Below are 23180 nucleotides of genomic sequence, written 5' to 3'. Positions count from 1 at the left end.
GGAGCCGGCTCTGCCGGTCCGTCGCGACGCCCCTGGGGGAAGCGCGTAGCGCTCGGGGGGGCTACCTTTCGCCTTTGCGATACGGTTTCATCAGGGCTTGCGGGTAGGCGGCGCGGCGCGCCATGAACACCAGGGCCAGGATGGACAGGATATAGGGCAGCATCAGGTACACCTGGTACGGCAGTTCCGGCAGGCCCGGCAGCGCCGCCCCGCCCTGCTGCAGGCGCAGCTGCAGCGCGTCGAAGAAGGCGAAGATCAGCGCGCCCAAGAGCGCCTTGCCGGGCCGCCACGACGCAAACACCACCAGCGCCACGCAGACCCAGCCGCGGCCGTTGACCATATTGAAGAAGAACGCGTTGAACGCCGCCAGCGTAAGGAAGCTGCCTGCCACGCCCATCAGCGCCGATCCGGCCACGATAGCGCCAATGCGCAGGCGCGTCACGGACAGGCCCTGGCCTTCGGCGGCGGCGGGGTTTTCGCCCACCATGCGGATCGCCAGGCCGACCGGCGTGCGGTTCAGCACCCACGCAAGCACGGGCACCGCGGCCAGCGCGATCAGTGTCATGGGCGTCTGTCCGGCCAGCACGGGTCCGATGAGCGGAATGCCGTCCAGGAACTTCATTTCGGCGAACGGCGTGATCGTGGGCGGCGTGTTGACGCTGGGGAAGGTGACGCGGTACGCAAAATAGCTCAGGCTGGTGGCCAGCATGGTCACGCCCAGTCCCGAGACGTGCTGCGACAGCCCCAGCGGCACGGTCAGCACCGCGTGCAGCAGGCCGAACGCGGCGCCGGCCAGCGCCGCCGCCAGCACGCCCACGTAGAGCGGCGCGCCCAGGTAGACGACCAGCCAGCCCGTGAAGGCCCCGGCGACCATGATGCCTTCGATGCCCAGGTTCAGCACGCCGGCGCGTTCGCACAGCAGCACACCCAGCGTGCCCAGGATCAGCGGCGTGGCCAGGCGCAGCACGGCGACCCAGAAGGCCGCGGAACTCATCAAATCCATCCATTCCATGGCGTGCTCCTCAAGCCTTGTTGCGGCGCAGGCGGTACTGCGCGAATAGCGTCGCGACCAGCATGGCGAGCAACGAGGTGGCGACGATGACGTCGGCGATGTAGTTGGGCACGGCGATGGCGCGGCTCATGCTGTCGGCGCCCACCAGCATGCCGGCCACGAAGATGCTGGCCAGGATCACGCCCAGCGGATGCAGGCCGGCCAGCATGGCGACCACCACGCCCGTGTAGCCATAGCCCGGCGACATGTCGAGCGTGACGTAGCTGGTGCGCCCCGCCACTTCGATGGCGCCGGCCAGGCCCGCCAGTGCGCCCGACAGCATGGCGGTGCCCAGCATCACGCGGTTCACCGGCAGGCCCAGGAAGCGCGAGGCGTGGGCGTTGGCGCCCACCGCGCGCATCTGGAAGCCGAACACCGTGTAGCGGTTGAGCAGCCACAGGCCCAGCGCCAGGCCCGCGGCCCAGAGCAGGCCGGTGTGGGCGCGCGTGCGTTCGATCAGCTTGCCCAGCTCCAGGTCGCCGTTCAGCGCCACGGACTGCGGCCAGCCCATGGCCATGGGATCCTTCATCGGGCCGTCCAGCATCATGGACACGAACAGCAGCACGATGAAGTTGCCCAGCAGCGTGGTCACCACTTCGTCCACGCCCAGGCGTGTCTTCAGCACGGCCGGGATCAGCAGCAGCAAGGCGCCGGCCAGCGCGGCCGCCAGCATCATGCCGGCAAACAGCACGGGCACGGGCAGGTCGAAGCCGGTGCCGCCATGCAGGCCGCCCACCGCCACGGCCGCCAGCGCGCCCAGATAGAGCTGGCCTTCGGCGCCGATGTTGTAGAAACGGGCCCGGAAGGCCACGGCGCAGGCCAGGCCGGTCAGCATCAGCGGCGTGGCGCGCGTCAGCGTTTCGGACAGCGCGAAGCGCGTGCCGAACGCGCCTTCGAACAACAGCGCATAGGCGCGGCCGACGGGGGCGCCGGCCCAGGCCACCAGCAGCGTGCAGACCGCCAGGGTGAAGAGGATGGCCGCGATCGGGGCCAGGGCCAGCGCAAGGCGGCTGGGCTCGGGGCGGCGTTCCAGGATCAGTTTCATGCGAGTGATGCTCAGTTGTGGAGACAGCCGGACAGGACGGTGCGAGCCGTCACGCCCGGGTTCCCGTCATGGCCAGGCCGACGGTGGCGGGCGTCCAGTCGGCCACCGGCTTGATCGCGACCAGCTTGCCGCCGCACAGCACGGCGATGCGGTCGGCCAGGGCGAAGATTTCTTCCAGGTCTTCGGACACCAGCAGCACGCCCGCGCCGCGCGCGCGCGCCGCCAGCAGCTGCTCGCGCACGTAGGCGACCGCGCCGATGTCCAGGCCCCAGGTAGGCTGGTCGGCCACGATGAGGCGCGGCTCGCGCGCCAGCGTGCGGCCCAGGATCAGTTTCTGCATGTTGCCGCCGGACAGACTGCGCGTGCGCACGTCGAGCGAGGCGGCGCGCACGTCGAACTGCTTGGCGAGCGACGCCGCATACGCCTTGCCCGCGCGGGCGCGGATCAGGCCGTGGCGGGCGAAGCGCTTGTCTTTCAGGTCTTCCACGATGGCGTTTTCCCACAGGGGGCTGTCGCCGATCATGCCTTCGCCGTGCCGGTCTTCCGGGATGCGGCCCACGCGCGCGGCGGTCCAGCCCGCGGGGGTGGTCGGCGCGGCGGCGTGTTCCGGGCCCAGCCGGATCGTGCCGTCCGAGGGCTGGCGCAGGCCGGTCAGCACCGACACCAGCGCCTGTTGGCCGTTGCCGGCCACGCCGGCGATGGCCACGATTTCATGGGTGTGGACAACCAGGTCCAGGCTGTCGAGCCGGGGCGCGCCGTCGCGGCTGTCGCGCACGGTCACCTGGGACAGGGTCACCACGGGCGCGGCCTGCTCGGCGGCCGAGGCCGCTTGCGCGCGCGGCATGACGACCTTGCGGCCCACCATCAGTTCGGCCAGTTCCGCCGGGCTGGTGTCCGCGGTGTCGCGCTCGGCCACCAGCCGGCCCTGCCGCAGCACGGCGACGCGGCGCGACACGGCCATCACTTCGTCCAGCTTGTGCGAAATGAAGATCACGGCCAGGCCTTCGTCGACAAAGCCGCGCAGCGTGGCGAACAGGTCCTGCACTTCCTGCGGCGTCAGCACCGCGGTGGGCTCGTCCAGGATCAGCACGCGGGCGCCGCGGTACAGCGCCTTCAGGATCTCGACGCGCTGCTTTTCGCCGACGGACAGCGTGCCCACGCGCGCGTCCGGGTCCACGCCCAGGCCGAAGCGCTGGCCCAGTTCAACCAGGCGTTTGCGGGCCTGGCCGCGGCCCGATGCCAGCTTCCAGAGCGATTCCGTGCCCACCATGATGTTGTCCAGCACGGTGAGGTTGTCGGCCAGCGTGAAATGCTGGTGCACCATGCCCACGCCCGCCGCCAGCGCGGCGTCGGGCCGGCCGGCGGGCAAGGGCTTGCCGAAGACGTCGATACGGCCGGCGTCGGCCACGTAGTGGCCGAACAGGATCGACACCAGGGTCGATTTGCCGGCGCCGTTCTCGCCCAGCAAGGCCAACACTTCGCCCTGCCGGAGCGTGAGCGAGACATCGTCGTTGGCCGTGAGGCTGCCAAAGCGTTTGGTGATCCCCGTCAGTTGCAGGGCGAGAGGCGCTTGGTTCATCGTGCCGTGGACTTGGGTTCTTTGTCGTTGACCTTCACGGTGAAGCTGCCGTCCAGGATGGCTTTTTCCTTGGCCTGGACCTTGGCGACCAGGTCGGCCGGGATCTTCTGCGCGAAGGTGCCCAGCGGCGCGAGCGACGAGCCCTTGTGCTTCATCAGCGAATACTCGCCGAAGTCAGCGGCCTTGAACGTGCCGGCCTTCACTTGCTTGAGCGCTTCGTCGATGGTGGGTTCCATGCTCCACAGCGCCGAGGCGACGACCGTCTCGGGGTACTGCGGCTGGGTGTCGATCACGTTGCCGATGGCCAGCTTGCCGCGTTCCTTGGCGGCGTCCGACACGCCGAAGCGTTCGGCATACAGCACGTCCGCGCCCTTGTCGATCATGGCGAAGGCGGCTTCCTTGGCCTTGGGGGGATCGAACCACGAGCCGATGAAGGTCACGGTGAACTCGGCCTTCGGGTTCGTTTCCTTGGCGCCTTCCATGAAAGCCTGCATCAGGCGGTTCACTTCGGGGATGGGGTAGCCGCCGACCAGGCCGATCTTGCCGGTCTTGCTCATGCCGCCGGCGATCATGCCGGTCAGGTACGCGGGTTCCTGGATGTAGTTGTCGAACACCGAGAAGTTGGGCTGCTGGGGCTTGCCCGACGAACCCATCAGGAAGGCGGTCTGCGGATAGTCCTTGGCGACCTTGCGGGCCGCGGCTTCAACGGCGAACGCCTCGCCCACGATCAGCTTGTTGCCCTGCTCGGCGTACTGGCGCAGCACGCGCTCGTAGTCGGCGTTGGTGACGTTTTCCGAGAACGTGTACTCGATGTCGCCGCGGTCGCGGGCGGCCGACAGGGCCTTGTGGATGCGCGAGACCCATTGCTGTTCGACCGGCACGGTGTAGACGGCGGCGACCTTGGTCTTGGCGGGCGCCTGGGCCAGGGCCGCGCCCGAGAACATCAGCGCGCCGGCAGCCGCTGCGGCCAGCTTGAGCAGGCCGCGGCGGGCGATGCCGCCAGCGGAAGAAAGGGAAAGGGATTTCATGCAGGTGACTCCTACGCGGGGAAGGACAGGTAATGGAGATGAGGGGAGGCGCCGCCCGCTGCAAGGAGGCCGCTGCCGCTGGCGGGCATGATGCCGGGGCGAACGTGCGGAAACGGGGGCGTGGGATCGGTCATCGGATGGGAGCGCCAGGAGGCGCACCCGTCCGAATGGTCGAGTTCGCCGCCTGTCCTGGCGAAGCAATTTGTATGCCACGGGGCATTCCTGCGACAAGTCGGGGAAACCTGATGGCCGGGCAGGATTATAGGCACCCTCGCGGGGATTGGTGGCACCGCAGTGGTGCGCGGTGTCCCAATAGGTGGACACTGCGCCGGGATGACGCCGGTGTCCATGGCAAGGGAACAGTCTGTTGCCGCGCGGGGCGCAGGGTCTATGGTCCGTCCGCGAGGGCGCGCGCCTAAAATTCCGCGCAGGAGCCGCGACGTGCGCGGCAAGCAGGAAGATCCATGCAAGACATTCAATTGCTGCTCGAGCAGTACGGCGGGTGGCTGGTGTTCGCCAACGTCCTGATCGAGCAGGCCGGGCTGCCGGTGCCCGCCTACCCCATGATCATCGCGGCCGGCGCGCTGGCGGGCGCGGCCGGATGGCTCGTGCCCCTGCTGGCCGCCACGGCCGCATGCCTCATCGCCGACAGCCTCTGGTATTGGGCCGGACGGCGCTACGGGTCGCGGCTGCTGGGCGTGGTCTGCAAGCTGTCCTTGTCGCAGGACTCGTGCATCCGGCAGACGCAGCGCCTGTACCTGCGCATCGGCGTGCGCGCGCTGCTGGTGTGCAAGTTCCTGCCGGGCGCGGGCGCCCTGTCCACCGTCATGGCGGGCCTGACCCGCACGCCCTATCGCCGCTTCTTCGTCTATGACCTGGCCGGCGCGCTGGTCTGGGTGGGCTCGGCGCTGCTGCTGGGCGGCCTCTTCCACAGCGTGGTCAACGACGTGCTGGACGTCCTGGGCACCTATGGCCCGGTGGGACTGGCGGTGCTGGCGGCAGTGCTGGCGCTCTACATCGTGGCGCGCTTTCTGCGGCGCCGGCTGCTGCTGCGCAGCCTGCGCGTCATTCCGCGGCTGTCGGTCGACGAGTTGATGCAATGGCGCCAGGACGGGCGCGATGCGCTGGTCTTCGACGTGCGGCCCGAGGCCCAGCGCGACGCGGCGCGCATCCCCGGCGCCGTGGCCGTGGATCTGAAGCAGCCGCTGCCGGCGCTGGACCCGGGCGCGCTCGACGCCGACATCGTGGTCTATTGCGCATGCCCGAACGAAGTCTCGGCCGCGCTGCTCGCCTCGCGCCTGCGCGCCGCCGGCTACCGCAAGATCTGGGCCTTGCGCGGCGGATACGAGGCCTGGACCGAACGCCAGCAGCAGGCCTGAACCGTCCGGCGCGTGGGCGCGGCCGATGGGCCGCGCGGCGGTCCGGGCGCATAATTCTTTCATCGGCCCGCGTCCGACGCGGGCAGCCAACAGGAGACAGGCATGCGGTTGTTGTTCTTGGGCGCCGGCGGTACCGGCGGATACTTCGGCGGGCGCGCGGCGCAAGCGGGCGCGGACGTGACGTTCCTGGTGCGCGAGCCGCGCGCCGCGCGGATCCGCGAGCAGGGATTGCGCATCCAGAGTCCGCTGGGAGATGCCACGCTGCATCCCAAGCTGGTCACGCAGCAGACGCTGCAGGACAGCTACGACGTGGTGGTGCTGTCCTGCAAGGCTTACGACCTGGACAGCGCCATCGAGGCCATCCGCCCCGCGGTGGGCCCCGATACGGCGGTGCTGCCCATCATGAACGGCGTGCTGCAGTATGACGTGCTGGACCGCGAATTCGAACCGCATCGCGTGCTGGGCGGCCTGTGCCAGATCAATGCCACGCTCGGCCCCGACGGCGAAGTCGTCCACCTGGGCAAGCATGCCAACCTCGTGTTCGGCGAACGCGCCGGCCCCGCCCGCAGCGAGCGCTGCATCGCGCTGGAGCAGGCGCTGGCGGGCGGCGAATACGTCAGCCGGCTCAGCGAGAACATCTACCAGGACATCTGGGAAAAGTACGTCATGCTGACCACCTTGGCCGCGGCCACCTGCCTGATGCGCGGTTCGGTGGGTCAGATCGCGTCCACCGACGACGGCGTGGACTTCCTGCTCAGCCTGCTGCAGGAATCGCAGGCGGTCGCGGCCGCCTCCGGCCATGCGGTGCGGCCCGAGGCCGACGCCGCCGTGCAGAAGCTGTTGTCCGACCGCAGCCAGCCCATGACCGCTTCCATGTTCCGCGACCTGCGCCAGGGCCTGCCGGTCGAGGCCGACCACATCGTGGGCGACATGGTCCGCCGCGCCCGCACGCTGGGCGTGGACGCCACCTATCTGCGCGTGGCGTATTCGCATCTGCAGGTGTACCAGGCGCAGCGCGCCGCGCGCTGACCGGGGCGGGCGGCCCTGTTCAATCGGGGCCGCCGGGCGCACACTGGATTGCGGGGAGCGCCCGGTGCGCGCCGCCCCGCCCGCGCCGACGGCCGATCCTCCCGGGTTATTGGTGCATGAAATGCAAAAAACTCTTCCCGGTTTGTGGGTTTTTTGATCGGATTGCGCCGAATAGTATGGCTTTGCCTGCGCCGGCGCCTGTTCCGCCCCATCCCGTGGCGGCCGCGACCGGCCCATTCCTGCAAGGAGCAAGACCATGAAAATCGCATTGATCGGAATTACCGGCCGCGTGGGTTCGCGCGTGGCGGACGAACTGCTCAAGCGCGGCCACCAGGTGACGGGCATCGCCCGCAATCCCGCCGAGGTCAACGAACAACCGGGCCTCACCGTCCGCCAGGGCGATGCCACCGACCCCGAAGGCCTGACGCCGATCCTGGCGGGTCACGATGCCGTCATCAGCGCCACGCGCTTTGTGTCCACCGACGCCAAGCCGCTGCTGGCCGCCGTCAAGAACGCGGGCGTGCCGCGCCTGCTGGTGGTGGGCGGCGCGGGCAGCCTGCTGGTGGCGCCCGGCAAGATGCTGATCGACACCCCGGAATTCCCGGACGCCTACAAGCCCGAAGCGCGCGCCGGCGTGGTGTTCCTGGATGCGTTGCGCCAGGAAAAGGTGCTGAACTGGACGTTCCTGTCGCCGTCCGCGATCTTTGAACCGGGCGAGCGCACCGCCACCTTCCGCGTGGGCGACGACCACCTGCTCGCGGACGAGGAAGGCAAGAGCTGGATTTCGATGGAAGACTACGCGATCGCCCTGGCCGACGAAGTCGAGACGCCCCGGCATTCGCGCCGCCGTTACACCGTCGGATACTGATGATCGGCCGCGTTTGTTTGTAAACTGGCAGGCCGCCAGTCGGCGTCACCTGAGTAGTCCTGTATGCGTATGAAGTGGAAATCGTTGGCCGCCTGCCTGCTGGTCGCCTCCAGTTGCGTGGCGGCCGCGCCGGCGCTTGCGGCCGAGCCGCAGTCGAACAAGGACATCGCCGTCGCGTTCTTCCGCATGATGTTCCAGGACCGCGACATCGACGAAGCCGTGCGCCGGTACGTCGGCCCGACCTACACCCAGCACAATCCGTACATGCAGGACGGCGTCGGGCCGATGGTGGATTTTTTTCCGCGCTATTTCGAACAGCACCCGCAAGCCATCGTCGAGATCAAGCGCGTCATCGCCGAAGGCGATCTCGTCATGATCCACAACCTGTGGCGCGATTCGCCGGAAGACCGCGGCCAGGCCGTGGTCGACATCTTCCGCGTCCAGGACGGCAAGATCGTCGAGCACTGGGACGTGAGCCAGGAGATCCCCGAAAATCCCGCCAACAAGAACGGCATGTTCTAGGCCGCCCATGATCGAATCCGTCGACCTGCCCCGCGCCTACCTCCTCCTGAACCACGGCCCGACCGTGCTGGTCACCAGCGCGCACGGCGATGCGCGCAACGTGATGGCCGCCGCATGGGCCATGCCGCTGGATTTCAGCCCGCCCAAGATGCTGGTCGTGGTCGACAAAAGCACCTACACCCGCGAACTGATCGAGGCCTCGGGCGAATTTGCGCTGTGCATCCCGTCGCGGGCGCAGGCAAGCGCCACGCTGCGGGTGGGCTCGCAGTCGGGCCGCGACGAAGACAAGTTCCTGGCCAGCGGCCTGACGACTTTCGCGGCCAGCAAGATCGGCGCGCCGCTCATCAGCGACTGCCTCGGATGGCTGGAATGCAAGGTCATCCCCGAGCCGCACAACCAGCAGGCCTATGACCTCTTCATCGGCGAGGTCGTGGCCGCGTGGGCGGCGCCGGAAGCGTTCTCGGGCAACCGCTGGCATTTTCCGGACGACGCGCGCCGTTCGGTGCACTACGTGGCCGGCGGCTCGTTCTTCGCCACCGGCGAAGCCTTCAACGTCGCCGAACCGGAGTAAGGGCCATGCGCAGCGTTTATCTGGCGGGTTTCGATGTCTTTCTGCCCGATGCCGTGGCGCACGGCGAACGCCTGAAGACCCTGTGTGCGACCTACGGTTTCGAGGGCCTCTTCCCGCTGGACAACGCCGCGCCGGCCGGGCTGTCGGGCCAGGCGCTGGCGCAGTGGATCTACCAGGCGAATATCGCGCTGATACGCCGCGCCGACATGGTGATGGCGAACCTCAATCCCTTTCGCGGCGCCGAGCCCGATTCGGGCACGGCCTTCGAGGTCGGCTACGCCATCGCCTGCGGCAAGCCCGTCTGGGGCTATACCAGCCAGTCCGGCACGCTGATCGACCAGGTGGCCGTGGGCGCGGCGGCCGACGACGGCGTCTCGCGCATGGTCGACGCCCAGGGCCACACCGTCGAGGACTTCGGCCTGAACCTGAATCTGATGCTGGCGTGCAGCGCGCACGTCGTGACGGGCGGCCCCGCCGACTGCCTGGCCAGCATGGCCCGCGCGCGCGCTTGAACCCGCGCCCTAGCCGCGGGGACGGGTTGCCTTCTTGGCCGGGCTCGCGGCCCGCGGCGCCCTGGCGGCCTTGCGCGGCGCCGCAGCGACCGGCGCGCCCAGGTATCCCATCACCGCATCCACCACGGCGCCTTCCAGCTGCCTGGGCGTGAAGCCCGCCGGCGGCTCCAGCGCCGCCGCGTGCACCAGCGATTCCATGATGCGCAGCACCACATAGGTCGCCAGATCGCGGTCCGATTGCGCGATTTCGGCGCGGTGCAGCTCCAGCAGGTGCCGCATGCGGCGGTGGATGTCCTGGTCGGCGCGGCTGTGCTCGCGCGGCTGATCAAAGAGCGGGAACTCCCGTTCCAGCACCCGGTGCAGCGCCGGCTCCAGCAGATGCGCATGCAGCATGGCCTGGACGATCGCGCCCACGCGTTCGCGCAGCGTGGCCGCGGGGTTGCCATTCAGCACGTCGTCGATCACGTCCAGCATCTGGTTGTCGTGGCGGTCGTGCAGCGCGGCGATCAGCGCGTTCTTGTTGGGAAAGTACTGGTAGAGCGAGCCCACGCTGACGCCCGCCGTTTCCGCGATCAGGTTGGTATTGGTGCCGGCATAGCCGTGCGCGGCCAAAACGCGAGCCGTGGCCTGCAGGATGGTGTCGACGGTGTGCTGGGATCTGAGCTGGCGCGGCGATTTCCGGGGCTGGGGGATGGCGGTCATGGGTGCGGCGAAAGGCGAGTATCAAACGTGAGCAATGGCTCATAAACTTTGCGGCAGGCAATCCGTATCGTTTTCCCGCCGCGTCTGGCGGATTATGCCATCGCCCGCCTGCGCGACGGCGCCGGATTGCGCAACCCTTTCTCAAGGACACTTCATGTCGGATTCTTCGACGGCCGCGGCCATGCCTGCGGCTCGCGGAGCCTCGCGCTCCGTATTCATCGCCACGCTGCCTTTGACGCTGGCCGTGTTCATCGGCTTTTTCATGGTCGGCCTGCCGATGCCGGTGCTGCCGCTGTATGTGGACGGGACGTTGGCGATGGGCGCGCTCGCGGTCGGCATCGTGGCGGGACTGCAGTTTGCCGCCGCGCTGTTGTCACGGGCCGCGGCCGGTGCGCTGGCCGACCGCCGCGGGCCCAAGCGCGCCGTGACCTGCGGCCTGCTGCTGGGATGCGTCGCGGGCCTGTTTTATCTGCTGGCCAGCAGTCTGTCGGAACGGCCTTCGGCGGCATTCGCCGCCCTGCTGGCGGGCCGCGCAGTGATGGGCTGCGCCGAAAGCCTGATCGTCACGGGCGCGCTGAGCTGGGGCGTCGCGCGGGTGGGTCCGCCGCACGCGGGCCGCGTCATGGCGTGGGTGGGCGTGGCGATCTACGCCGCCTTCGCGCTGGGCGCGCCGGCCGGCATGCGGGTGCACGACTGGGCCGGGTTCGCGGGTGTCGCATGGGCCACCGTGCTGATTCCGCTGGGGGCGCTGGCGCTGGTGCTGCCGCAACGCGCGCCGCAGGCGCTGGGCGGTGTTCGTCCGCCCTTCTACCGCGTTCTGGGCATGGTGTGGCTGCCCGGGCTGGGGCTGGCCTTGTCCAGCGTGGGCTTTGGCATGATCACCGGCTTTGTGAGCCTGTTGTTCGCGGGGCGCGGTTGGGACGGCGCGGCGTGGATGTTCACGGCGTTCGGGGCGGGCTTCATCCTGGCGCGCGTGTTCTTTGCGGGCCTGCCCGACCGGCTGGGCGGCGCGCGCGTCGCGTCGGCATGCGTCCTGGTCGAGGCCGCCGGCCTATGGCTGATATGGGGCGGCGGCGCGCCGGTGTGGGCCTACGCCGGCGCCGTGCTGACGGGCGCCGGTTACTCGCTCGCCTTTCCGGCCTTCGGGGTGGAAGCGGTGCGCCGCGTGCCGCCCGCCAGCCGCGGCATGGCCATGGGCGCCTACGTCGCCTTCCTGGATGTCGCGTTGGGATTAGGCAGCCCCGCCGCGGGATGGCTGGCGGGTGTGCGGGGATACGCCGCGGTCTTTGCGTTGGGCGGCGTGTGCGCGATGGCCGCCCTGGCGGTCGGCGTCGCGCTGCGCAACAAGCCTTGAAGGCCACGCCTGCGAGCAACGCGGGCGCGGGCCGGCCGCTGCCGGTCAGACGGTGGCGGCCATCTCCAGGATCTCGTCTTCGATGGACTCGGCCTGGCCGTCCTTGAGCTTCTGCAGATGGTCGGCGAGCTCGGCGATGGTCAGCGCGACCAGGCCGTGCTGCGCGGCGTAGCGCTCCAGCGCCGCGCCGCGCATCATCGTGCCGTCGGCGTTCATCAGCTCGCACAGCACGCCGGCCGGGCGCAGGCCGGCCAGCACGGCCAGGTCGACCGACCCTTCGGTGTGGCCGCGGCGCGTCAGCACGCCGCCCGGCTGCGCGCGCAGCGGGAACACGTGGCCGGGGCTGACGATGTCGTCGGCCTGTGCCGTCGGCGCGATGGCGGCGCGGATGGTCGTGACGCGGTCCGCGGCCGACACGCCGGTGCTCACGCCTTCGCGGGCTTCGATCGACACGGTGAACGCCGTGGCAAAGCGGCTCTGGTTGCGCGGGACCATTGGCGGCAACGCCAGGCGGTCCAGCGTGTCGCCGGGCAGGCAGAGGCAGACGATGCCGCTGCCGTCGCGGATGAGCTGGGCCATGACGGGCACGGTCAGTTTGTCGGCCGCGACGATCAGGTCGGCCTCGTTTTCGCGGTCGAAGTCGTCCATGAGGATGACGGGACGGCCCAGGCGCAGATGGTGCAGCGCGCGCTGCAAACGGGCGGCAAAGGGCTGCGACGCAAGACTGGGGAGGGGAGACTGCTGGGTAAAGGCAACGTGGGACATTGAAACGCTCTCGCAAAAGGATGGGGCGAAAAACGTTTCAGGGCTAATCGACAGCCGAACGCAATACGGCCAGGCGGACGCGAGACGCGCCCGGGGCAGCCGAGTGTGTGCCGGCACATCTTCTCTCATCCGGACTATGACCGTCGGCCCTGGCATCTCACCAGGTCTGCTGACCCCGGCCGCTTGAAGCAGGCCGGGCGCTCGCGGGCTCGCCACATTGCATGGCATACCGCCGGTGGGGAATTGCACCCCGCCCTGAAGACGTACTGCATGTCGTGTTAACGACCGGTCGATTGTACGCCTGTCCGCGCAGCGGGATTGAATATGCTTATTGCAGTTGTGGTCTTCGGAAAACGGGAGACTGGCCCCGCGCGCCGTTCAGGCGGACGCGGGCGCGGACGGCTTGGCCTTCGTGGCCGGTTTCTTGCCCGTCTTCTCAGCTGCCTTCTTGCCCGTCTGTTCCGCCGTCTTTTCGGCCGTCTTCTTGGTCGTCCGTTTGGCGGCTTTGCCGGCCTTCTTGGCCGGCAGGGCCAGCATCGTGCCGCGGCACGGGGGCGCGCCGCACAGGCAGCGGTAGCCTTCCTTCAGCGCCTTGGTGATGCGCCCGTCCAGCACCAGGCCATAGTCATAGGACAGCTCCGTGCCGCGAGGGATGTCGTCCAGCGCCACGATGTAGACGCGCTTGCCGTGCTTGCCTTCCTGCGCCTCACAGTTGGGCTGGCAGGAATGGTTGATCCAGCGGGCGTCGTTGCCGTTGTCCCCGCCGTCGATGACGCGGCCGGAGCTGAGCGCGAAGAAGAACGTGTGGAAGGGATCGTCCGGATTGGTGGGGTGGCGGCGGTCGGCTTCCTTGGCGCTGATGCGCTCGCCGCCGTATTCGATGATGCGGGTGCCTGCGGGAATCTTGCGGGCGGCGAAGACGCCGTTGCCGTGCAGCTTGGAGCGGCGGACCACGTACCAGGGCTTGATCGGGGTGTCTTCGTTGGTCATTGGATTGGGCGGGGGGCGGTGAGACGAAACAGAATTATATCGGCGGCATTCTTGCGCGAGGACAGGCGTATAGTGAGCGCCGCCTTGTCCCTTGCTTGATATTCATCATGATCGTCCGTCCGCGGCCTTCCGCGCTGGCCTTGTTCTTTGTGTTGCGCGGTTCCATCATCCCCCGCATTCTCAGCAGGATCATCGTCATCACGTTGCTCTCCTGCGTGGTGGTGTGGATGTATCACCGCCAGTTCTTCTCTCCGGCGCACCTGACCGCGGTGCCCTTTTCGCTCTTCGGGCTGGCGCTGTCGGTCTTCATGGGCTTTCGCAACAACGTCTGCTACGACCGCTGGTGGGAAGCCCGCAAGCAATGGGGCGACCTCGTCGTGCAGGCGCGCAGCCTGGCGCGCGAAAGCGCGGTGTTGCTGGCGGCCAGCACCGCCAATCCCGTGCAGGAGCGGAGGGTGCGGCGCTGCATCGGATTCGGCTACGGACTGGCGGCGCGGCTGCGCGGCCAGGACATGGTCGAGGCGGTGCGCCCGTGGGTGCAGCAGGACGAGCTGGACACGCTGGCCGGATGCCGCAACGTGCCCGACGCCCTGCTCATGTCGATCAACCGCGACCTCGCGGCCTGCCTGCGGCGGGGCGAACTCACCGACATCCTGTACCAGGCCCTGACCCAGCGCGTGGCGCAATGCGCCGCGATCCAGGCGGCCTGCGAGCGCATCAAGTTCACGCCCTGTCCGTTCGCCTATTCCCTGCTGCTGCATCGCACGGCGTGGCTCTTTTGCCTGCTGCTGCCTTTCGGCCTGGTGGGCACGCTGGAATTCCTGACGCCGCTCGCGGTCACCATCGTCGCCTACACCTTCTTCGGCCTGGACGCGCTGGGCGACGAGCTGGAAGACCCCTTCGGCTCGGACGAAAACGACCTGCCGCTGTCGGCGCTGGCCCGCGTGATCGAGATCGACCTGCTCGAAGGCCTGGGCGTGCGGCCCCTGCCCGAGCCAGCCGTGCCGGTGGACTACGTGCTGCGCTAGGGACGTCGTGCCGGGGGGGCGGCCTACGCCGCCGGCCCGGTCAGCGGCAGCTTGGTTTCCTTGAGCCGGCGCAGCACGAAGCAGGACTTGCTGTGCCGGATGCCCGGGATGCGGTAGAGCTGTTCGCGCAGCAGGCGCTCGTAGTCGCGGGTGTCGCGCACGGCGATGCGGATGTAATAGTCGTAGTCGCCCGACACCAAAAACGCTTCCAGCACCTCTGGTATCTGCGCCAGCGCCCGGCCGAATTCGTACAGGGTCTCTTCGCTGTGGCTTTCGAGGGTGACGTGGACGATGACGGTGTCCATGAAGCCCAGGCTGGCCGGATCGATGTCCACCGTGTAGCCGCGGATCACCCCGGCGCTCTCCATGCGCTTGATGCGGTTCCAGCAGGGCGTGGATGACAGGCCCACCGCCGCGCCGATGTCGTTCAGGCTGGCGCGCGCGTTGTCCTGCAGCACCTTCAAAATGGCCAGATCGAACTTGTCCAGGTTCATTTTCTTTGATTCCTCCAAATCAAAGATGAATTTACTCCGTCCGGCGGTTATCCGTGGAAAAGAAGATAAAAATTCTTCGGGTCTACGAATAAGATGGATAGCATGAACGATCGCCTGCATCCCACCGCCGCCGCCGCGCTTGCCGCCACCGAAACCGCCCCTGCCAATGGGGCGAAGATTCTGCTCGACACGCTGATTGCGCACGGCGTCGATACGGTCTTCGGTTATCCCGGCGGGGCGGTCCTTCCCCTTTACGACGCCCTGTACGCCGAACCGCGCCTGCGCCATGTGCTGGTGCGCCACGAGCAGGCCGCCGTGCATGCCGCGGAGGGCTACGCCCGCACCACCGGCCGCCCCGGCGTGGTGTTCGTCACCTCGGGCCCCGGCATGGCCAACACCACCTCCGGCCTGCTGGATGCCATGTGCGATTCGATCCCGGTGCTGTGCATCAGCGGGCAGGTTGCCACGGCGGCGATCGGCACCGACGCCTTCCAGGAATGCGATGCCATCGGCATCTCGCGTTCCGTCACCAAGTGGAACACCCAGATCCGCGCCGTCGACGATGTGGCGAACGTGGTGGCCCGCGCCTTTGAACTGACCCGCCAGGGCCGGCCCGGCCCGGTGCTGGTGGATTTTCCCAAGGACGTGCAGCTTGCCGTGCCGCGCGACGCGGATGACGGCCTGGATCTGCCCTCGCAGCACAAGCTGGCCGCGCTGCGCGCGCGCCGCCAGTCCGGCAAGCTGGCGCCCAAGCTGCCGCAGTCGGCCGTGCGCCGCGCCGCCGCGCTGATCGCGCAGGCCAAGCGTCCCATCTTCTATGGCGGCGGCGGGCTGGTGAACGCCGGCCCCGAGGCCTGCGCCGCGTTCACGGACCTGGTGCGCCACACCGGCGCGCCCTGCACGCTGACGCTGATGGGCCTGGGCGCCTTTCCCGCGTCCGATCCGCAGTTCGTGGGCATGCTGGGCATGCACGGCACGGTCGAGGCCAACCTCGCCATGCACAACGCCGATCTCGTGGTTTGCATCGGCGCGCGGTTCGATGACCGCATCACCGGCAAGCTGTCCGAGTTCTGCCCGCACGCCCGCAAGATCCATATCGACATCGATCCCGCCTCGATCAACAAGGTGGTGCGCGTGGACGTGGCGCTGGTGGGCGATTGCCTGCCGCTGGTGCGCGCGCTGCGCGCCGAGCTGGGCGATGCGCCGCTGGAGCCCGCGCGCCTGGCGCCCTGGTTCAAGCGCATCGACGCCTGGCGCGCGCAGGACTGCCTGGGCTATGAACCCGCGCCCGACGCCATCCTGCCGCAGCACCTGATGTCGCGCCTGAACGCCGCGCTGTCGGGCCGCGATGCCATCGTCTCCACGGACGTGGGCCAGCACCAGATGTGGGCCGCGCAGTATCTGCGCTTTGACCGCCCCAACCGCTGGCTGACCTCGGGCGGCGCGGGCACCATGGGCTACGGCGTGCCCGCCGCTATCGGCGCGCAGGTCGCGCATCCCGACAAGACGGTGGTCTGCGTCAGCGGCGATGCGTCGGTGCTGATGAACATCCAGGAGCTGTCGACCGCCATGCAGCACGAGACGCCCGTGAAGGTCGTGCTGTGCAACAACGGCTACATGGGCATGGTGCGCCAGTGGCAGGAGCTGATCCACGGCGGGCGCTACAGCCACAGCTACAACGCGTCGCTGCCGGATTTCGTGGCGCTGGCGCGTGCCTTCGGCTGGGGCGCGGCGCGCGTGGAAGACCCCGCCCAGCTCGACGCCGCGCTGGCCGAATGCCTGGCGCATGACGGTCCGTATTTCCTGGACGTCGCGGTCACGGCGCAGGAAAACTGCTTCCCGATGATGCCGGCCGGGCATGGCCATCAGAAGATGATGCTGGCCGAAGGCGTCTGGTATCAGGACGAGACGACCTGAGCGGGTGCCCCGCTTTCGCGGCCCTCAGAACTGGATCGACAGCCCGCCGTCCACCACCAGCACGTGACCGTTCACATAGGAGGCCGCGGGCGACGCCAGGAACACGGCGGCGCCCGCGATTTCTTCGGGCTCGCCCCAGCGCCCCGTCGGATTGCGCGCGGCGATGCGCGGGCCGAACTTCGGGTCGGCGACCATGTCTGCATTGGTCTCGGTGGCGAAGGTGCCCGGCGCGATGGCGTTGCTGGTGATGTAGTGCCCGCCGAACTCGGCCGCCAGCGCGCGCACCATGCCCGTCAGGCCCTGCTTGGCGGCGGGATACACCGCGTCGCCCGAACGCGCCAGCTCACCCACCACCGACGTAATGGCGATCAGCCGTCCGCCGCCCTGGCGCATCATGCGTTCGGCCGCGTACTTGGCCAGCAGCATGCCGGCCACCAGATCGGTGTCGATGAGTTCGCGGATTTCAGCGGGGCTGGTGTCGCGCAGCGTCTTGCGGTTGCGCGCGCCCACGTTGTTCACCAGGATGTCCAGGCGTGCGTGCTCGCTGTCGATGCGCTGGAAGGCCTGCGCCATCGCCGCATCGTCGGCCACGTCGAAGGGGAGCGGGTGCGCGTCCAGGCCGGCGCCGGTCAGCTCCGCCACCGCGGCGTCGACCGCCTCGACGTTGCGGCCGTTGATCAGCACGCGCGCGCCGCAGCCGGCCAGCGCCCGCGCGATGCAAAAGCCCAGCCCGCGGGCCGAGCCGGTCACCAGCGCGACTTGTCCCGTCAGGTCGAAATTGCGCAGATAAGGCAGTGTCTTCATCGTTCGGGTCTCGTTCATTCCCTGAACTCCGGCGCCCAGTGCAAGAGCCGGCGTTCGATCCAGGTCACACAATAAACCAGCGCAATGCCGACGATGGACAGCAGCGTCACCGCCGCGAACATGTCGGTGGCGTTCAGGGTGGCCAGCGCGGTGATCATCAGATAGCCCATGCCCGTGGTGGAGCCGACGAACTCGGCCAGCACCACGCCGATCAGCGCGAAGCTGATGGCGTTGGGCAGCGCCGCGAAGGTCCACGCCGCGGCCGTGGGGATGCGCACGCGCCACAGGATCTGGCGGGGCGAGCCGCCCAGCGTGCGGCAGAAGTCGACGAGTTCCCGTTCCACGCTGCGTCCGCCCTTGTAGGTGTTGAAGAACACCAGGAAGAACACCACGAACCACGACGTGACCACCTTGGACGCCAGGCCTAGCCCGAAGAACATGGTGATGAGCGGCACGAAGGCGATCCGCGGCATGGAGTTGAACGCCACGATGAACGGGTTGAACACGTCGGCCAGGAACCGGCTGCGGCTGAGCGTCATGCCCACCACGAAGCCGCTGCCCACGCCCACCACCAGCCCCACCAGCGTGGCCTGCAGCGTCAGCCACAGATGCGGCCAGACCGAGCGCGGGCCGGGCTGCAGCCATTCCCACAGACGAACGGCCACGCGCGAGGGCTGGCTGATGAAGAAGGGGTCAAAGAGCGTGTTCTGGGTGAACCAGGGGATGCGCGTGAGCGTTTCCCAGGAGCCCAGGATGACGGCCAGGATGAGAACCTGCCACAGGGTGATGCGCACCCGGCGCGCGGCGCTGGCGCGGCGGTCCAGGCGTAGCTGGTCCTGCAGGGTGTCGGCGGAGTCTATCGAATTCATGGCGCGTATCGGCGTGTGGGCGTATCGGCGTATCGGCGTATCGGGTCAGGCGGCGGCGCGGAACTGCTGGCCCAGCACGCTCCAGAGGCTTTGCACGTGGGAGACGAACTGCGGCGTTTCGCGCAGCGTGAAGACGTCGCGCGGATGCGGAATCCGGATGCGCTCGTCCAGCAGCACGCGGCTGGGCGGCCCGGACAGCACCACCACGCGGTCGGACAGCAGGATGGCTTCGTCCAGGTCGTGCGTGACCATCACGATGGTCTGGCCCAGCTTGCGCCAGATCTCCATCAGCTCGCGGTGCAGGTGCGTCTTGGTGTGCGTGTCCAGCGCGCCGAAGGGCTCGTCCAGCAGCAGGATGCGCGGCTCGACCGCCAGGCTCATCAACAGCGCCACGCGCCGGCGCATGCCGCCGGAGAGCTGGTGCGGATACGCGTCGGCAAAGGCGGAGAGGTGGCCGAGCTCCAGCAGTTCCGCGACACGGTGTTCGATCCGGTCGGCGGACACGCCCTGGAACTTCAGGCCCAGCGCCACGTTCTTCCTGACGCTGAACCACGGCAGCAGCGTGTCCTTCTGGAAGATGTAGCCCAGCGCGGGCGGCACCTGCCCGTCCACCAGGCGCCCGTCCACCCGGATGGCGCCCGTGGTGGGACGCAGAAAGCCCGCGATCATGTTCAGCAGCGTGCTCTTGCCGCAGCCCGAGGGGCCCACGATGGAGACGAATTCGCCTTGCTCGATGGTCAGGCTGACCTCGCCGACGGCGTGCGTGGTGCCCTGGCGCGACTGGTACGCCTTGCCCACCTTGTCCAGCGTGATCATCAGAGGCCCCGGGCCTTTCGCACGAAGCTCATGTTCACGCAGCGGGAATACGGCACGGTCTTGATCTCATCGTTCGAGAACTGGCGTCCGTCGCCCATGATGGCCGTCATGCGGTTGTACGCGTCTTCGGTGATGATGTTGTCCTTGAGGAACACCGTTTCCTTGTAGACGCCCAGCGTTTTCTCGATGGCGGCGCGCGGGAAGGCGCTCAAGAAATCGTCGTAGATGGCGTCCGTGATGGCGGCCGCGCTGTTGGCCGTGATGAAGTCCTGCGCCTTGACCATTGCGGTGACGAAGGCCTGCACGACCTCGGGCCGCTTCTGGATGGTGCTTTCAAGCGTCAGGGCCGCGATGCCGGGCACGTCCCCGCCCATGAACTCGTTCCATGAGGCTTCGGTGGTGGCGTCGAAGATGGGCACGCCCCAGCCTTCCTGGCGGGCCTGCTCCATCATCGACATGGTGGCCATGCTGGCGGCGACCGATCCGGTCTTGAGCGCGCCCAGCATCGTCGCCAGGTCGCCCAGGGGGCGGATGTCGACCTTGTCGGCCACGCCGGCCTTCTGCATCAGGTACAGCGCCATCAGCCAGGTGCTGGACTGCGGCTGCGTCGCGCCGACGCGCTTGCCCGCCAGGTCCTTCATCGACGTGATCTTGCCGCTTTCGAAGTCTTCGCGGCGCACGATGACGTTGGCGTAGGTGAGCTTGCGGTCAAAGCCGAACACCAGCGCCGCGGGCTTGCCCGCGATGGTCAGCGCCGGCGCGGCGGTGGCGGCGGTGGCGCCGAAGGCGATCTGTCCGGCGGCCAGGAGCTGGTTCGTGCGCGGGCCGCTCTGCGAATTCAGGTACTCGACGTCCAGGCCGCCCTCGCCAAAGAAGCCCTGCTTCAGCGCGACGTAGCCGGCCGCGAAAAATGGGTCGATGCTGCCCTGGCCATACACGACCTTGCCCAGCTTGGGCTGGGCAAGCACGACGCGTCCATGGAGCAGGCCGATGCCGGCCAGGGCGGACGCCGCGGCCAGTACGCGGCGGCGGGAAGTGAAGGCGGAACTACGGGTCATGTCGTCCTCGGATGTGTCTGGGATGCAGCTGTTTGGCGTCAACAATACCTTAGCGATTGCTGCCCAACAATGGAAAACGCCCGGTTTCCCGGGCGTTGAGCATGGCGGCGAGCAGGCCGCGGCAATCAGGCTAGGCCGCGGTCTTCTTGGGCGCGGCTTTTTTCACGGCCTTCTTGGCGGCGGTTTTCGTCGCCGTTTTGGTTGCCGTCTTGGTTGCGGTTTTGGTGGCTGTCTTGGTGGCCGTCTTCTTCACGGCCGCCTTCTTGGCCGGCGCTTTCTTCGCGGCGGTCTTGGTCGCGGTCTTTGCCGCCGTCTTGGCCGGCGCGCGGCCCGGCTTTTCAGGACGGGGCTCGAATTCGAAACCGATCTTGCCGTCGGGCTGGCGCACCAGGAAGGCCTTGAACTTGCGGTTCGTGCGGCTGGAGACAAAGCCGTCGAGCAGGTCGGTGCGGCCGTCGGTCAACAGCTTTTCCATCTGCTCGCGCGAGATTTCCTGCTGCAGGATGACCTTGCCCGACCGGAAATCGCAGGTCTTTTCGGGACCGACCGATTTTTCGCAGACGTAGCTCATGCCGTGCTCGAACACGCGCGACTGGCACTTCGGGCAGGCGCCGACCGGCGTGTGGCCGGAGAAGTCCACGGCTTCGCTGTCGTCCTCGTCGTTCTGGCCGAAGTCGAATTCCAGCTTGTATTCGTCGCTGATGCGAAGGATGGCGGCGAACGGCCGGCCCATCTTGCTGATGAAGCCCTGCAGCGGACCGATCTCGCGCTTGGCCAGCAGTTCCTCGACTTCCGGCAGCTCGAACGTGCGGCCGCCCGGATGCTTGCCGATGGAAAAGTCGCAGGCCGTGCAGGCGAAGCGGCGGTAGTTTTCCTTGACCACCGCGCCGCACTTGGGGCACGGCGTCTGCAGCGTGGCGTAGTCGCCCGGCACCGTGTCGCGCTCGTACTCCTTGGCGCGCTTGACGATGACCTGGGTCATCTGCGCGATCTCGCGCATGAAGGCCTCGCGGCCCAGGCCGCCCTGCTCGATCTGCTTGAGCTTGTGCTCCCATTCGCCGGTGAGTTCGGGCGAGGTCAGTTCGGCGACGTCCAGGCCCGACAGCAGCGTCATGAGCTGGCGCGCCTTGGCGGTAGGCACCAGGTCGCGGCCTTCGCGACGCAGGTAGCTTTCGTTGAGCAGGCCTTCGATGATGGCCGCGCGCGTGGCCGGCGTGCCCAGCCCGCGCTCGGACATGGCTTCGCGCAGCTCTTCGTCGTCCACCAGCTTGCCGGCGCCTTCCATGGCCGACAGCAGCGTGCCTTCGTTGAAACGCGCGGGCGGCTTGGTCGATAGGCCGACGGCTTCGACTTCCTCGGTGCGCACGGTCTCGCCGTCGCCGACGGGCACGAGGTTGGCGTCTTCGCCCTGGGCTTCCTTGCCGTACACGGCGAGCCAGCCCGGGTTGACCAGCACCTTGCCGTCCGTGCGGAAGCGGTGTCCCTGCACTTCGGTCAGGCGCGTCGTGACGCGGTACTCGGCGGCCGGGAAGAACACCGCCAGGAAGCGCTTGAGCACCAGGTCGTAGAGCTTGGCCTCGGCTTCGCTCAGGTCGTGCGGGATCTGCAGCGTGGGGATGATGGCAAAGTGATCCGACACCTTCTTGTTGTCGAAGATGCGGCGGTTCGGCTTGACCCACTGCTGGCTGACGACGGTCTGCGCATGGCGCGACAGGCCGCCCACGGCGTTGGAGCCGCCTTGCGCCAGCGCGCGCATCGTTTCCTGCACCGTGGCGATGTAGTCCTCGGGCAGGTAGCGCGAATCGGTACGCGGATACGTCAGCGCCTTGTGGCGTTCGTACAGGGTCTGCGCCAGCGCCAGCGTGGTCTTGGCCGAAAAGCCGAAGCGGCCGTTGGCCTCGCGCTGCAGCGACGTCAGGTCGTACAGGGCCGGCGACGCCTGGCTCGACGGCTTGGATTCCTCGGTCACGCTGCCGGGCTGCTCGCGGCACGCGGCCACCACGCTTTGCGCGGCGGCGGCCGACCACAGGCGCGATTCGCGCTTTTCGGGGTCGCGTTCGTCTTTCTTGAATTGCGGATCGATCCAGCGGCCTTCATAGAGGCCGGCGGCGGCGACGAAGGTGGCGCGCACTTCCCAGTAGTCGCGCGGCACGAAGCGGCGGATGCGTTCTTCGCGCTCGGCCACGATGGCCAGCGTGGGCGTCTGCACCCGGCCGACCGGCGTCTTGAAGAAGCCGCCATCCTTGCTGTTGAAGGCGGTCATGGCGCGCGTGCCGTTGATGCCCACCAGCCAGTCGGCTTCGGCGCGCGAACGCGCGGCCGCTTCCAGGGGCTTGAGCTGCGAATCGTCGCGCAGGTTGGCAAAGGCTTCGCGGATCGCGGCCTGCGTCATCGACTGGAGCCACAGGCGCTGGATGGGCTTTTTCACGCCCGCGTACTGGATGATGTAGCGGAAGATCAGTTCGCCTTCGCGCCCCGCGTCACAGGCGTTGATGATGGCGTCCACGTCCTTGCGCTTGGCCAGGCGGACCAGCAGCTTAAGGCGTTCGGCGGACTTCTTGTCGGTCGGGCCCAATTCGAATGCCGGCGGAATCACGGGCAGGTGCGTGAAGCTCCACTTCCCCTTGACCGGATCGTTGGGCGCGACCAAGCTGAGCAAATGGCCGATGCTGGAAGCGAGAACGTAACGTTCGCTTTCAAAATAGTCGCCCTCGCGCGCAAAGCCTCCCAAGGCGCGTGATATATCAAGGGCCACCGAGGGCTTCTCGGCAATAATCAGCGTTTTATTCATGTGTATCC

22 protein-coding genes and 1 riboswitch are annotated in these 23180 nt (G+C 68.1%); of the genes, 9 read left to right on the top strand and 13 right to left on the bottom strand.

Translation table 11 applies throughout. From position 1 onward, the window contains the following. Positions 1 to 61: 61 nt before the first annotated feature. The 4 genes from BXA00_RS09155 to BXA00_RS09140 are packed head-to-tail and all read right to left on the bottom strand — an operon-like array spanning position 62 to position 4703. A complete protein-coding gene (locus tag BXA00_RS09155) occupies positions 62 to 1012 on the bottom strand; it encodes an ABC transporter permease (protein WP_076518185.1) in 951 nt (316 codons plus the stop codon). A gap of 10 nt (positions 1013 to 1022) precedes the next feature. Next, on the bottom strand, positions 1023 to 2096 hold the full coding sequence (locus BXA00_RS09150) for an ABC transporter permease (protein WP_076518183.1): 1074 nt from the start codon (positions 2094 to 2096) through the stop codon (positions 1023 to 1025). Positions 2097 to 2145: 49 nt separating this feature from the next. Continuing rightward, positions 2146 to 3675, bottom strand: a complete 1530-nt coding sequence (locus BXA00_RS09145) for an ABC transporter ATP-binding protein (protein WP_076518181.1) — start codon at positions 3673 to 3675, stop codon at positions 2146 to 2148. Continuing rightward, positions 3672 to 4703, bottom strand: a complete 1032-nt coding sequence (locus tag BXA00_RS09140; RefSeq protein ID WP_083714225.1) for a BMP family protein — start codon at positions 4701 to 4703, stop codon at positions 3672 to 3674. Before BXA00_RS09140 ends, BXA00_RS09145 begins: the two co-directional genes overlap by 4 nt. Positions 4704 to 5167: 464 nt before the next feature. Here BXA00_RS09140 and BXA00_RS09135 point away from each other — a divergent pair, with 464 nt between their 5' ends. The 6 genes from BXA00_RS09135 to BXA00_RS09110 all read left to right on the top strand — a co-directional run bounded on the left by BXA00_RS09135 (position 5168) and on the right by BXA00_RS09110 (position 9584). Then, complete coding sequence (locus BXA00_RS09135) at positions 5168 to 6082, top strand: DedA family protein/thiosulfate sulfurtransferase GlpE (protein ID WP_076518179.1); 915 nt, start codon at positions 5168 to 5170, stop codon at positions 6080 to 6082. A gap of 102 nt (positions 6083 to 6184) precedes the next feature. Beyond that, positions 6185 to 7111 (top strand): 2-dehydropantoate 2-reductase, encoded by a 927-nt coding sequence (gene panE, locus BXA00_RS09130; RefSeq protein WP_076518178.1) that lies wholly within the window; start codon positions 6185 to 6187, stop codon positions 7109 to 7111. A 256-nt stretch (positions 7112 to 7367) separates the two neighbouring features. Then, positions 7368 to 7979 (top strand): NAD(P)-dependent oxidoreductase, encoded by a 612-nt coding sequence (locus BXA00_RS09125; protein ID WP_076518176.1) that lies wholly within the window; start codon positions 7368 to 7370, stop codon positions 7977 to 7979. A gap of 63 nt (positions 7980 to 8042) precedes the next feature. Continuing rightward, complete coding sequence (locus BXA00_RS09120) at positions 8043 to 8501, top strand: nuclear transport factor 2 family protein (protein WP_076518175.1); 459 nt, start codon at positions 8043 to 8045, stop codon at positions 8499 to 8501. Between the two features lie 7 nt (positions 8502 to 8508). Next, a complete protein-coding gene (locus tag BXA00_RS09115) occupies positions 8509 to 9072 on the top strand; it encodes a flavin reductase family protein (RefSeq protein WP_076518173.1) in 564 nt (187 codons plus the stop codon). A gap of 5 nt (positions 9073 to 9077) precedes the next feature. After that, positions 9078 to 9584 (top strand): nucleoside 2-deoxyribosyltransferase, encoded by a 507-nt coding sequence (locus BXA00_RS09110; protein WP_076518172.1) that lies wholly within the window; start codon positions 9078 to 9080, stop codon positions 9582 to 9584. A gap of 9 nt (positions 9585 to 9593) precedes the next feature. Here BXA00_RS09110 and BXA00_RS09105 read toward each other — a convergent pair whose 3' ends face one another. Beyond that, positions 9594 to 10286, bottom strand: coding sequence for a TetR/AcrR family transcriptional regulator (locus BXA00_RS09105; protein ID WP_076518170.1), 693 nt, complete (start codon positions 10284 to 10286; stop codon positions 9594 to 9596). 154 nt (positions 10287 to 10440) lie between these two features. Here BXA00_RS09105 and BXA00_RS09100 point away from each other — a divergent pair, with 154 nt between their 5' ends. Beyond that, positions 10441 to 11640, top strand: a complete 1200-nt coding sequence (locus BXA00_RS09100) for an arabinose transporter (protein ID WP_076518168.1) — start codon at positions 10441 to 10443, stop codon at positions 11638 to 11640. A 45-nt stretch (positions 11641 to 11685) separates the two neighbouring features. Here BXA00_RS09100 and ribB read toward each other — a convergent pair whose 3' ends face one another. After that, positions 11686 to 12405 carry a 3,4-dihydroxy-2-butanone-4-phosphate synthase gene (gene ribB, locus BXA00_RS09095; RefSeq protein ID WP_076518162.1) on the bottom strand — a complete coding sequence of 240 codons (720 nt, stop codon included), beginning with the start codon at positions 12403 to 12405 and terminating at the stop codon, positions 11686 to 11688. A gap of 113 nt (positions 12406 to 12518) precedes the next feature. Then, positions 12519 to 12672: riboswitch (FMN riboswitch) on the bottom strand. A gap of 111 nt (positions 12673 to 12783) precedes the next feature. Then, complete coding sequence (locus tag BXA00_RS09090) at positions 12784 to 13395, bottom strand: SET domain-containing protein (RefSeq protein WP_076518160.1); 612 nt, start codon at positions 13393 to 13395, stop codon at positions 12784 to 12786. Between the two features lie 107 nt (positions 13396 to 13502). Between BXA00_RS09090 and BXA00_RS09085 the strand changes: the two genes are divergently transcribed. Continuing rightward, positions 13503 to 14423: a bestrophin family protein gene (locus BXA00_RS09085; protein WP_076518158.1), complete on the top strand. Its 921-nt coding sequence runs from the start codon at positions 13503 to 13505 to the stop codon at positions 14421 to 14423. A gap of 23 nt (positions 14424 to 14446) precedes the next feature. Here BXA00_RS09085 and BXA00_RS09080 read toward each other — a convergent pair whose 3' ends face one another. Next, entirely contained in the window at positions 14447 to 14917 is a 471-nt protein-coding gene (locus tag BXA00_RS09080) for an Lrp/AsnC family transcriptional regulator (protein WP_076518156.1), read from the bottom strand. 93 nt (positions 14918 to 15010) lie between these two features. Here BXA00_RS09080 and ilvB point away from each other — a divergent pair, with 93 nt between their 5' ends. Next, positions 15011 to 16834: a biosynthetic-type acetolactate synthase large subunit gene (gene ilvB / locus BXA00_RS09075; RefSeq protein ID WP_156902778.1), complete on the top strand. Its 1824-nt coding sequence runs from the start codon at positions 15011 to 15013 to the stop codon at positions 16832 to 16834. 24 nt (positions 16835 to 16858) lie between these two features. On the opposite strand, the gene BXA00_RS09070 is transcribed toward ilvB, so the two are convergent. The 5 genes from BXA00_RS09070 to BXA00_RS09050 form a co-directional block, all read right to left on the bottom strand. Beyond that, complete coding sequence (locus BXA00_RS09070) at positions 16859 to 17638, bottom strand: SDR family oxidoreductase (RefSeq protein ID WP_076521872.1); 780 nt, start codon at positions 17636 to 17638, stop codon at positions 16859 to 16861. Between the two features lie 14 nt (positions 17639 to 17652). Beyond that, a complete protein-coding gene (locus BXA00_RS09065; protein WP_076518154.1) occupies positions 17653 to 18507 on the bottom strand; it encodes an ABC transporter permease in 855 nt (284 codons plus the stop codon). Positions 18508 to 18552: 45 nt separating this feature from the next. After that, the gene (locus BXA00_RS09060) at positions 18553 to 19323 is read right to left on the bottom strand and encodes an ABC transporter ATP-binding protein (protein ID WP_076518152.1); all 771 of its coding nucleotides are present in this window, start codon (positions 19321 to 19323) and stop codon (positions 18553 to 18555) included. Beyond that, a complete protein-coding gene (locus tag BXA00_RS09055; RefSeq protein WP_076518150.1) occupies positions 19323 to 20381 on the bottom strand; it encodes an ABC transporter substrate-binding protein in 1059 nt (352 codons plus the stop codon). The genes BXA00_RS09060 and BXA00_RS09055 overlap by 1 nt, the downstream gene beginning before the upstream one ends. 130 nt (positions 20382 to 20511) lie before the next feature. Next, complete coding sequence (locus tag BXA00_RS09050; RefSeq protein WP_076518148.1) at positions 20512 to 23172, bottom strand: DNA topoisomerase III; 2661 nt, start codon at positions 23170 to 23172, stop codon at positions 20512 to 20514. Positions 23173 to 23180 lie beyond the last annotated feature (8 nt).

Origin of the sequence: Achromobacter sp. MFA1 R4, from assembly GCF_900156745.1 — a bacterium.
Taxonomy (GTDB): domain Bacteria; phylum Pseudomonadota; class Gammaproteobacteria; order Burkholderiales; family Burkholderiaceae_B; genus Achromobacter.
This window is presented reverse-complemented; position numbering and strand designations above follow the sequence as displayed.